Raw genomic sequence first — 11616 nt, 5'->3', positions numbered from 1 at the left:
AGTACGTACGGTTCGGGGGGGAGTACATGGAAACCTATCATAGAAATATGATAAGGCGCTGGGTACTTACCCTACTTGGAGCAAGGTGGTATTTTACTTGTGAATACTGCAAAAGGGGAATTAGCAGAACTTTCTAATGTATTAGGGAAATTCGTTCTACTTAGTATGCAGAATGCCGTATTCCGTAGGAAACCAAACATCTCACCTTACCATCATATTATTGTCGATGAGTTCCCGGACTTTATTGTGCGCCCGTTTAAAGAATTCCCTGCACAATCTCGTAAATATAAAGTAATTCTCACAATTGCTAGCCAAACACTATCTCAATTAGCTCTCGACTTCACAGAGCAATACATGTTTACCTTACTAGGCTCATTCCGTAATAAAATGATATTTGGAGATGTAACACCATATGATGCAAAAATCTTTTCAGATATGTTTGGTGAAAAAGAAGAATTTAAAGAGGCAGAATCTGAACAAGGTATTTCACCTATGCAAGACAACCCTGTTAGTCGATTAGGATCAACTTATCAGAAAGCAAAAGAAGTTGTTATGTCACCAGGAGATATTATGGGACAAGGTGCATTCATCTGTGCTGCTCGTATTGTACAAGATAACCATGTGCAACCTGTCCAACAAATTACGAGTAACTTTGTACCTAAAGAAGAATTCGCGCATGCACTCTTACAGGTAGAGGAGCGAACAGGCCAATATTGGGAAAATGAACGTCTTCGTCTTATTAATGAATCTATTGCAAAAGCAAATCCTATGAAGCATGTAGACGCAGAGAATATGAAAAAAATTCAAACTTTGCCGCCTATACAAGAGGATGAGATGAAACAAAATAGCTCTGTAGGAACAACCAAAGAGCAACAGCACATTGTATCATTGGAGGCTTATAAGGAACACAAGTCTCATAATGAAATCTTATCTAATGAACCTGCAGCAATGAATCAGCAGGGAGATGTTGATGATGAAGCTGAAAATAAGTTGTATGAAGATATTAAGGAATTTATTATTGAATCACAACAAGTCTCGCCATCTATTCTGCAAAGAAAATTCAAGATCGGCTATATGAAAGCTATGCAATGTATTGAGAAGTTAGAACAAAATCTAGTTGTAAGTTCTTACACAGGGGATGGTCCTCGTAAAGTATTAATTTCAAATAGTAGTAGTATACCAGAAGAACCGAGTGTTAATACTACTCATACTTCTGATAATACTATTACACAGGAAGTAGCGATTCCAAGCGAAGACAAAGGAAGCGTACAAGAGGAAACACATATAGAAAGTGTAAGCACTGCAATAACTGAACCAGTCATAAACGAAGTAATAGAGGAAGTCATGGATATAGAATCACCTCTAATGGATGAATGCCATGAAATAAACATGGAGGTATCAGAACTAAACAAAGAATTGTCTATTACTATGCTAGAGCAAGATTGGAATACGGATTCCATCATTCATTCCAGGATTCCCGATGAGACTGAACCACTGCTAGAAGAATTCCCATCAGATGGACTTCCCGTTCCAATAATAGAAACTGCAGAAATAAATATAGAATCTACTTCAATTCCAGTTACAAAAACAGAGTCAGACGAAACGTATGTAGAAATCAACACGATCCCAATCGCAGAAACGCTTAATCATACGGAAGAAAATAAGCTTGATAAAGATGTAGCAAAAGTTTACGAATCTATTAGTATTACGGTTCAAGAAAACTTAGAAAAAAATAGAGAAGATCATTCGAAAAATGATGAGAAGAAACAAGAATATAAACCTATGAGTTACAAAGAACGCCAAGAGCACTTAAAATCTCAGCAAAAAAATAAGAAAAACACTTCGCAGTCTCTGCTTAATAAAATTGAGAAACCAAAGCAAAAAACATCGAACGTTATGAGTAAAGAGTTGAATAATTTCTTTGATTAATAGATTGTAAACCTCAAATTAAATCTAGTAGGGATATCGCCAGTATTTCGAAAAAAAATCACGCTAAGCCAAAAATACAATAAGCTGCCCATATAGGCAGCTTATTGTATTTTTGGCTTAGCGTTGTAGGAAGTAAAAATAAAGCGGAAATTGCATGATAAAACATTTTTACATTTTAAAATTACGTTATTATAAAGAAATTTGGTAGTCTTTAATTAGCCTTTAACTTAACCTCAAACTTAAGGGAGATGTATAAATGAACATTGGTAAACAGATACAATATTTTCGTAAACGGGATAACATGTCCCAAGAGGCGTTAGCAGAAAAAATTCATGTTTCCAGACAATCTATTTCTAACTGGGAAAATGAAAGAAACTATCCAGATATTCATAATTTATTAATGATGAGTATTCTTTTTAATGTCTCCCTGGATGATTTAGTTAAAGGAGATGTAAAGACCATGAAAGAAGAACTCCAAAAATCAATTTTCTTTAAGTGGAGTTACATTATGTTAGCATTAATGATTCTACTTCCTATTTCTATTGCACCTGTATTTTACTTTTTTGGTTATTATGGCCTTATAATACCTGTGGTACTAGTGATTTTGCTTATGCTTTCATCATCGAAGCTTGAAAACTTGAAAAAAGAGCATAATTTAAAAACTTATCGTCAAATAGTTGATTTTATAGAGGGAAAACCTATAAGTGAAGTAAAGCCTAATATAAAAGATAAATTATTAAAAATAGGTTTTATGCTTGCAAGTGCTTTAATTAGTTATAGTTTGATTTATTTAGGATTGAGTGTATTTGGAAGATAAATTAGAAAACTATTAAAAGTCCTCTGGATTGTTTAACTGGAGGACTTTTGTGTTTATTTATATAATTATCGTTCTTGGAAGTTATTTAAGCTTTTCTAGTTTTGGGGTATTTATTTTTCTTAGCTTGATTGTGATGGGGTACCGCCAGCATTTTGGAAAAAAAACACGCTAAGCAAAAAAATAATAAGCTGTCCATATGGACAGCTTATTATTTTTTTGTTATTGGTAGTTACTTTTCAAGTATTAATAGATGGTCAAGTTCAGTTTCGTGATAACTCTACACGCTCAAAGTGTTCAACTGTTGGAAATGGATCATAAAAGTGATGCAATAATGCTTTCCACTCTTGATATTGTTCAGATTGACGAAATCCTATCGTGTGGTCTTCTAAAGTTTCCCATTGCACAAGGAGCAAATACTTTCCTTTCTGCTCCATACAGCGTTGTAATTCATGATTTATGTATCCTTGCATGGAAGAGATGATTGAGGATGCTTGCTTAAATACTGATTCATACTCCGTCTCCATACCGTCTTTTACTTGCAACATGACTGCTTCTAAAATCATTTTGAAGTCCTCCTCCTTTTCCTAATTGTACCATGTGGGGGGAACGCTGGATGGGGAGTTTTGATGTATAACATATTCACGTCAAGTTAACATAACGTCTCATTATAGGTAGAGAAGAAAAAGAAGGAATCCTACTTTCACAAGGAAATCTCCTTTTTCCGTTCTATGGAGCAATGCATTTTTTTATACAATCCTATTATATCGCGTTTTTAGGTTTCTCGTTTGTTACTGGATTACCCGAAAAATTGTATAAAATTATGCATACTCTTAGCGTGTTATCTTTCTGAAATGTTGGCAGTAGAGCCCTAGTAAGACTGTATTCTAGATTTTGATTCAACCTATAGCAAACTTATGATTTTAAAATTATTCTTGCATTTGAGTAGAAATACCATTATATTTTAATTAACAACTATATAAATAAAACATAACTTACGTGAAGGACACACCTTACGTACCATCCCAACGGTACAGGTGTGTCCTTTTTTGCGTTCTAGGAGGAAAATGTAATGGCAGAAGACAAAACAAACACTCAAACTGTAGAAGAACTTGGAATGGTTTTTGAATCAGAGAATTCACAATGTGACACACTGTCAGCAACAAACTTTAATCAATTCGAGCGAGTACGTGAACATGAATTAGAAGAATTGGCACGTATGAAACGTGAACGCACTGTAGGGAAAGGTTTAATTACAGTCGTATCCGAAAAACTATTCCCGACTAAAAACGGAAAGTCTGAGCGTATACAAGTGCTTACAATGCAAATTGGTTCTCATACAACAGCATATTGTCCAATTACAGAGGCAGGTATAAACATTCCTAAAAATCCCCAATGGTTAGTGGGTAGAACAAAGCCTGTTATTATTGAACACTTCCAGAAAACAGAAGAAGGGAACTTTGCTGTTGTATCTATCACTGCAGGGGAAATAGCACTTCAAAAAAGACTATATGAAGAAGTAGAAACACAAGAGGGAAATAAGGTATATACAGGAAACGTTTCTGGACATATTCCATCTGCACAAACTGTATTGGTTGAAGTTCATGGTGTGACAGTAGGAGTACGATACTCGCAATGGTCCCATTCATTCGTTCGCTCAGAGGATATTATTATTGGTGATGTTGTAGAGCTTATCATTGATAAAGTAGTAGAAAAGAATGGGCGCTATGAGTTTAGGGGAAATAAAAAAATATTAGAAACAGATCCAATGGAGAAACTATTAGAATTAAACAAACGCCGTGACCGCTTTGTAGGTAAAATTGTAGGTGTTGATGCTATTGCTGGGATTTTCGTTGAGGTTGCACCAGGTATTCAATTTAAAGGACTAAAGAGCCGTAACCTCGCTAACCCAACTCCAGAAGATGCAATTAACCAAACAATCGTTACATGTGAGCTGCTTAATATTGATGCTAAAAATAGAAGAGGAACCGTACGTATCCTAAATTATCCGCAAGGCCAGAGTAAAAAATCTAATTCGTCAATTTACCAATTTTAATGGATGATTATGCGTACAATAGAGAAACAAATGTCTACTTATATCCCTTCTATTCCTCATTTATCAAGTGAGGATGTACAAGGACTTCAAATATATCGGATACATGATTTGGATAAAACCTATGTATTCCACTCTTATGAAGAATTAGTTAAGTTTAAGCAGCGTTTAACAGAAGAACAATATGCATTACTCACTTTCATTGGTTTGCATATGTCCGTTAGATTCAATCATTTATTATATTTATTCAAAAGTAAATATTCACGTAAGAAAATAAATGATGCACTTCAAGGATTACTTTATTATCGTCTAATTGAGAAATGGCAAGTAGAGATTTTTGATATGGAGATCTTTGAAGAAACATATACGTTATCCGATAATGGCTATAAACTCTTAAAATACTGGCAAGGAAATATGTTCTTCTTTGCTCCAGAACGAATTGATAATCATGGTAAATATGTTCACCTACGTTATTGGCATGATATAGACCTACTTTGCCACCTGCGTTATGCTTCATCCTTTTTAGGGCATATTATGCATCCATCCATTAATAAAGGGGTTTTTACCCCTCCTTTAAGTTTTATAGTAAACGGCGGGGAAGAACGTAAATTTAATTTCGTTGTATACTCTACCTTGTTATCTGATAAAAAAGACCGATTAAAACGAATAATTGCTAGATGGAAAACTTTTGTAGAATCAGGAAAAGATATTATTATGCGGGGGTTTGGAAATAATCCTACTATCTTAGTTATTTATGTTTCTACTGAAAAACAAGCAAAGCAAATTAATAATGAACTATTACTCGACCTGCTCCCTGGTAAAGTATTGTTGTGTATAGGAGAAACCTTACATATACAAGGATTACAACATGCATTTTATCAGCCCCTTGCAGAAGGGGAAATCAAACAATTAAATACAAAATTATTCACAACAAACTAAGCTATCCTTGCAAGCTATTGCATTCTTTTAAAGGATGGCTTGTTTGTTTTTTAATAATGTACAATTTGAAAATACAGTCACAAGTTTTTGGTTATCTAATATTGAATCATATATAGTATCAATGGCTTCTCTTTATATTTATATCCAAGTTAATAATTGTTTTAAAAATTATTTTGTACATATCAGAACGAAAGATAGTACCATGGGATTATCTTCTATAATAGAAGTCAAACCTCAGATAATGTGATACAAGGCATCTCAATATTTTACCCTTTCATCATTTGTGAATAGATTAAGTTTTAGTGGTGAAAACTATTGCTAAAGGTGATTGTAGCACTTCAGAAAGAACATGTTAATTAAACTCTGAGAAATTTATGTTTAGATTTTCTCCTATTAACGATAGCTTGACATATTAAATTTCAAAATCCCTTAGCTGGGGCAAGAATGCTAACAATATCTCTTCTATTCATATTTTTATTTGTTATTACAAGGAGGTCTTTTTATTTGACTTGTTTATTAAATTTGGAAAATCCTATATACCTAGGAGGGGGATTTGATGGCTAATTTCGAAGTTCAATTCTCCGTTCCAACGTTTTTAAAAGCACAGTTGCGTCAACTCCAATCTAGAAAAATTTGCCTTCCTCCACCGGAGGCATTCAATGATGTTATCTCAATTCAGGTGCAACGAATACTTTTGGGTACTAATAACATCCGGCACAACGTGGAAGATGAATTCACAGTTTTCCAAGCTAATCCTCGCAAAAATCCTGAATCACCATACTTTACGGCGTTAGATGAAAAAGCTACGGGTTTCAAAACACAAATTGCTCAGGATATCAACGTTGAATTTGCACTAACTCAGGACATAATGACGCATCCAAATCAATCAGCACCAATTGTCTATACAATCAATATCACGGCAATTATTACTTTTTCCTATTATCCAGGATCTGCAGGTAGCTGCGTAATTAACCGTTATTTAGAAGACATCGAGTGGAAAACAATTCCTCCTTTACCCCCTGGTTTGCCTATCAGCACTGATATCCTTAAACAAAGGATTCATCAGGTCGTGGCCACTACAATATCTGGTCCGGCGACTCCCTTTGATTTCACCAATCTGTTACCTACAGGTGTGTCAGAGATCGCCAATGCTGGTGTCAGCGTTGATATTGATAATCAGAGAATCGTATTCCGTGCCGACCCTGCTCCTGGAAATGACTATAATTCAATACGTTGGACTAACTTCTACCGAGGCAATATCCCTGACCATCTACAAGGGGCAGATTGGAGCATGTTTTTGGACAACAAGGTTCTGGAAACCATGTTTACTACATTAATTGAGAAGGCTCTCAAAAAGAAGAGTCTACCAGCGTTCCGCGTAAGTAGTGTAGGTAGCCAGTATCAAAACCATGGAGGAATACCTCGAGTCACAACAATTCTGCATACGTTTGTTGATTATCACTTTGGTGAATACTATCTCCCTCTACCAATCACTACGGATTTCTCATATGATGCACCAACGCGCTCGATTGTCCTTAATATACAAATGAAGGAGATAGAACAATTAATCGACGCAATCAAAGATTTCTTGGATACACTAAAAGATTTGGTACCACCGTTATGGCTTATGATAGATTGGATATCCGGAAACAAACTAAACCAATTATCTGGCCCAATACAAAATGTAGATGGCTTTACTTCAGAGAAAATTTCAGATTTCCACTACCGATTCACCCACAAAATTGAGATACCCAGCTTAAGTGATATGAAACTGCAAGCACAAAATCTCATCGCATTGTCAGATGGTGTTGCAATTACAGGAAAACTGCATAGTAAACCGTTTACCCCATCTGAACTAGCACTTGATGTAGGGGAGTTTAGTTGGAACGCTCCTTGGTTTGGATGTAGCCAATTGAGCAAGAGTATACTGGACCGAGCAAAAGAAAATCCACTTTCCGTAGCTTACCTCTACACCGAGGTCACACTAGAAGTAACCGGTACAACCCCCATTTATTTTTGCTCTGCAAAAGTACTTAATGACAAGCTGAAGGTCTTCCCAACAGAAGCTCCAGGCTTCATAGTCGATCGAGAGTTGTTACCCTGTAAGCTAAAGATATCAATGGGACATCCACCACAGTCCTATCTCAAAGCTCCCTATGATTTTGAGATTAGGCTGGAAACAACGGCTGGGATACGACTTATTAAAATTCCACGACCATCAGTAATCACTGAGTCCGAAAAAAACAAGATTGTTTCAATGATTAAGTTAAACTTTAGTTATTGCACCCGAGAGATTCCTAAATGGTTCGATGGTATCGGTCGTTTTGATGTCAATTGGATTGAGGATCCCCTAATTGACCCTCCATTAGAAATAATCGATGCTCAAATTTTGACCTTCTCCATTCAAGGACTGAGAGTTGGACAAACAACTACTCTAGTGGATACAGGAAGCCAAGCGTTCATACATGCAACCAGTTCAGGAACCACACTTACTTTTTCTGCTTTAGTACCCTCCCAACGTAATATCACGCTCTTTCGAGACGCACTCTCAGAAATTCTGAGGCCGTTGGGAATTAGAAATACGAATTTGTGCTCAACCGTTGGTGAAGCTGCTAAAGGCAAAGGAAACAAGTCATTGTGCACTATCGATGTTTGGTATCAGCCCCTGTTGCGGACCGCCTATCTGGATTTAAATTCTACCTGCCAAGCCATGTTCCCGGCTACAATGTTTGGTAATGCAACTGTGGTTGTCGTCATGAGGGACGTGGTTATGTTGTTCGATTTAGCCAATCCATTTTATCCACAACGAATTGGCATATGGTCTGCACCTGGTGTGAAAGGTGTTCTGCAATGGCGTAATGGTCTTCTTATTTTCGGTGAACATGGCTTTTCCACTGTGGCCAGTAATTTGATACAAACCAAATTGGATACATGCTGTGAAGCATATCCTATTTCCGATGTAGCATCCACTGATCAATTCAGTTATGTGCTCACGGACTCGACTCTTGACATCCGAACCTCAAATCTTTGCCAAATTAAAAGGTTATCAATTGAAGGGGGAAGGAGCTTGCATCTGTCTGAGAACCTCCTATGGGTAGGAGGAAGTGCGGGAATAGAAGTGTTCAGTGTCTCTGAGCCAACAAACCCTAGACTACTGGCACGGTACAACAAATTGAATATATCCCATCTTTCCTCTAGCGGGTACCATTCTTCATCAGTCACTGCCTTACTCACAGACGGTTCACAGCATACGTTTGCGCTCATTGACAATAGGATAAGTTTGGTTAACCGTTCATCAAGACCTTGGTTTCCTCAAGCATTGGTGGTAGATCAATGTTTAGTCCGGTTGACAGAGGATCATCGAGGATTAGCAATTTCAACTTTCGGTCAGAGACGCGCTGTAGTAAATGAACAAAATAACGAAATGCCTCAAGACTATCAGGCAACTGAAGCAAGTGATGAAGGTAAAATATAACACATCATTTTACGATAATTTGTTAATTAAGAACCTACTTAAAAAATCGTTTAAAGTAGGTTCTTATATTTATAATAGGGTGCTTTAAAATTTTTTGATCATAACCATCATTCGAGGGCTATGTATATCATCAAACTTTAATTTTAATTAATTACAGAGTATAAAATATTCAAAAAATAAAATAAGAAAACTAATTATCCTGTATCTACCTCTATACAAAGTACAGATTTTGCGAAATAATATTCTTTGACACCTTTATACAGAAAAAACAATATATATAAATATATTTTTTTCGCGTAAAGGAATATATAAGAAAGGGGTAACACATTGCTACGTATACAAAGAGGCTACATGTACGATCCAGATGATAATGAGGTCATTGTGAACGAAATTTTCTACAAAGCTGCATCCGAACAAAAGCTAGGAAGTAAAATGAGTGTGTTTGCTGCAGACAAGCTACCTACTTCTATTTTTGAAAAGATCCAAGAAAACGAAAGTATGTCTTATATGGAAAGTATGGAAGTAGAAGAGGAAACTATTCAAGAAATACTTTGCTATTTAGACCAAAATCAAAAACCAGAAAAGCTATATTTTGAAATGCAGTACATGAAGTAACACCAAGAACTGAAAATAAGAAGGGATTTTTAGTAGGGGAAACAGGGGCACTATTCTTCATTACATATAACAGCTGCATAAAAAGTCCCTTCTTATCTTCGTTTCATTAAAAACAATTGAAGATATTATGAAATTAGTTTAATATAAACGTATATTTATTGTTTAATTGATTCCGTTTATTCCCACACCTTATTGTGTTGTGGTTGAGTTGTAGAAGCAAGTTGCGTCTTGTTTCAATTGTGAAAGGGCTTCTTTGAGCCGATTAGTGTATATATAGCTTATTTTGCTATGCACGTTTTTAATCGACTTAAAGAAGCCCTTTTTGTGTTGTCTTTAAGTTAGGAATCACTTGTACGTAGACCTTCGGGGCTAATAATATGCGAAATAAAAAAGTACACCTATTGTGTTTTTTTGTTTCATTTAGAGGAGAGATTATATGGAATTTCACAAATTATGGCATAAGAAAAAGAATATGAAAATCATTAATACTCATAATAACCATGAAACAATGGGCCTTTATTTAACAGAAACATATCCTATCTTCGATTGTGTAAGGTACCTAAATGTTTAAAAGTTAAGCACACAGGTAATAACCATTAAAAAATAATGTGAATAACAGCACTAGGTTTACAGCGTTTCTTATTATTGTTAAAGGTTTTTGAATTTGACATAAAAGAAAGAGATTAATTTCTAATTCATAGTAAACTAGATATAGAGTGGAATATAAAAATTAAAAACTAGAGAATGTATATAGAAGTAGGGTACTTGTTGCAATGCTAAAAACACTAGAGATTATGATTTGTAAACCAGAGAGGAGTCATATAATATGATTACAGTTAACCGAGGGTATATGTACGATCCAGATGATAATGAAGTTCTAATTACTGAGATTTATTATGAAGCTGCTACTGAAACTAAATTAGGGAGTAAAATGAATAGCTTATCTTATTCAGTTCTTCCTAATAACATTAAAGAAAAAATAGAAGCAGTTACTTCATTATCCTATATGGAGAGCATTGAAATGTCACAGCAATTAGCTGCTGTATATCAGAATGAAATTAATAAGTATGGAGAACCGGAAAAATTGTACTTCGAGTACACAAATATGTAAGAAGAGAGAAGGCATTGAACGACCTAGTTCAATGTCTTTTTTTGAATAAATTCACAGAGATAGGAAAAATAGAAATACGGTAAGTAACTTTTACTGTATTCATCTTAAGTTCATATTTGCAGGTGAGTATTCAATAACAGGAGTTAGCGAAGATTATAATCTAAGCGGGATTATTTTTCTAAAATAAATATACAAGGGGGCGGAAAGGAGGCATGTTTTTTTGTCTCCTTCTTTTATTATGAGGACATTTAAAACTATCCAATTCGCAATGTTTACAAATATTAAGCATTACATGTTTCTGCTTACAAAGATTGAGCCAATATTAGAGGAACCACATCATGACTATAAGCTATTTCAATTTATTTGCGAGTTAGAGATAAATCAAATATATGAAGCACTTGAAGGCCAGAGGAATGATACTTATATAGATTCAAATGCCCATCCAGTATATATACATACACTTATTAAGCAGGCGAATTTACTTCAATATGTTATTTCCATTGTGCAGGAGGAAAGAGTTATCCATGCTGCATCGATACTATTGATGCACTCATTTGACTTGTACACCGTACATAGGATTACAAATTTATCAATTTCATATCTAAGAAACTTAGGGAATACACTTTCAAAATAAAACTAGGGGGATATTTACAATGAGCATCATTATCAATATTGCAAAA

At 35.2% G+C, this 11616-nt stretch carries 8 protein-coding genes and 1 pseudogene; 8 read left to right on the top strand and 1 reads right to left on the bottom strand.

Annotated elements, in window-relative coordinates; all coding sequences use genetic code 11:
• Nucleotides 1-72: 72 nt before the first annotated feature.
• Both CN409_RS27600 and CN409_RS27595 read left to right on the top strand, forming a co-directional pair.
• Nucleotides 73-1929, top strand: a pseudogene (locus CN409_RS27600) (DNA translocase FtsK); the annotation flags it as partial.
• A 256-nt stretch (nt 1930-2185) separates the two neighbouring features.
• Entirely contained in the window at nt 2186-2746 is a 561-nt protein-coding gene (locus CN409_RS27595) for a helix-turn-helix domain-containing protein (protein ID WP_097891691.1), read from the top strand.
• Nucleotides 2747-3006: 260 nt separating this feature from the next.
• On the opposite strand, the gene CN409_RS27590 is transcribed toward CN409_RS27595, so the two are convergent.
• Nucleotides 3007-3309 carry an antibiotic biosynthesis monooxygenase family protein gene (locus CN409_RS27590; RefSeq protein WP_016107055.1) on the bottom strand — a complete coding sequence of 101 codons (303 nt, stop codon included), beginning with the start codon at nt 3307-3309 and terminating at the stop codon, nt 3007-3009.
• 506 nt (nt 3310-3815) lie between these two features.
• Between CN409_RS27590 and CN409_RS27585 the strand changes: the two genes are divergently transcribed.
• The 6 genes from CN409_RS27585 to CN409_RS27560 all read left to right on the top strand — a co-directional run bounded on the left by CN409_RS27585 (nt 3816) and on the right by CN409_RS27560 (nt 11570).
• Nucleotides 3816-4799, top strand: a complete 984-nt coding sequence (locus CN409_RS27585; protein ID WP_097891686.1) for an RNA-binding protein — start codon at nt 3816-3818, stop codon at nt 4797-4799.
• A gap of 9 nt (nt 4800-4808) precedes the next feature.
• A complete protein-coding gene (locus CN409_RS27580; RefSeq protein ID WP_097891684.1) occupies nt 4809-5735 on the top strand; it encodes a hypothetical protein in 927 nt (308 codons plus the stop codon).
• Nucleotides 5736-6291: 556 nt separating this feature from the next.
• A complete protein-coding gene (locus CN409_RS27575; protein WP_097981434.1) occupies nt 6292-9210 on the top strand; it encodes an LVIVD repeat-containing protein in 2919 nt (972 codons plus the stop codon).
• Nucleotides 9211-9561: 351 nt separating this feature from the next.
• Nucleotides 9562-9825, top strand: coding sequence for a hypothetical protein (locus CN409_RS27570; protein WP_097891675.1), 264 nt, complete (start codon nt 9562-9564; stop codon nt 9823-9825).
• 826 nt (nt 9826-10651) lie between these two features.
• Nucleotides 10652-10936 (top strand): hypothetical protein, encoded by a 285-nt coding sequence (locus tag CN409_RS27565; RefSeq protein ID WP_000633821.1) that lies wholly within the window; start codon nt 10652-10654, stop codon nt 10934-10936.
• A 238-nt stretch (nt 10937-11174) separates the two neighbouring features.
• Nucleotides 11175-11570, top strand: coding sequence for a hypothetical protein (locus tag CN409_RS27560; protein WP_097981436.1), 396 nt, complete (start codon nt 11175-11177; stop codon nt 11568-11570).
• The last annotated feature ends 46 nt before the right edge of the window (nt 11571-11616 follow it).

The organism is Bacillus sp. AFS012607, assembly GCF_002558005.1.
In the GTDB taxonomy this organism is placed as follows: Bacteria; Bacillota; Bacilli; order Bacillales; family Bacillaceae_G; genus Bacillus_A; species Bacillus_A thuringiensis_S.
Note: the sequence above shows the minus strand (reverse complement) of the source record. Positions and strands in the feature narration are given on the sequence as shown.

Coding starts and splice junctions, on each gene's coding strand:
- CN409_RS27580 (WP_097891684.1), top strand. CDS start 4,809: ATGCGTACAATAGAGAAACAAATGTCTACTTATATCCCTTCTATTCCT.
- CN409_RS27575 (WP_097981434.1), top strand. CDS start 6,292: ATGGCTAATTTCGAAGTTCAATTCTCCGTTCCAACGTTTTTAAAAGCA.
- CN409_RS27560 (WP_097981436.1), top strand. CDS start 11,175: ATGAGGACATTTAAAACTATCCAATTCGCAATGTTTACAAATATTAAG.
- CN409_RS27585 (WP_097891686.1), top strand. CDS start 3,816: ATGGCAGAAGACAAAACAAACACTCAAACTGTAGAAGAACTTGGAATG.
- CN409_RS27590 (WP_016107055.1), bottom strand. CDS start 3,309: ATGATTTTAGAAGCAGTCATGTTGCAAGTAAAAGACGGTATGGAGACG.
- CN409_RS27565 (WP_000633821.1), top strand. CDS start 10,652: ATGATTACAGTTAACCGAGGGTATATGTACGATCCAGATGATAATGAA.
- CN409_RS27595 (WP_097891691.1), top strand. CDS start 2,186: ATGAACATTGGTAAACAGATACAATATTTTCGTAAACGGGATAACATG.
- CN409_RS27570 (WP_097891675.1), top strand. CDS start 9,562: ATGTACGATCCAGATGATAATGAGGTCATTGTGAACGAAATTTTCTAC.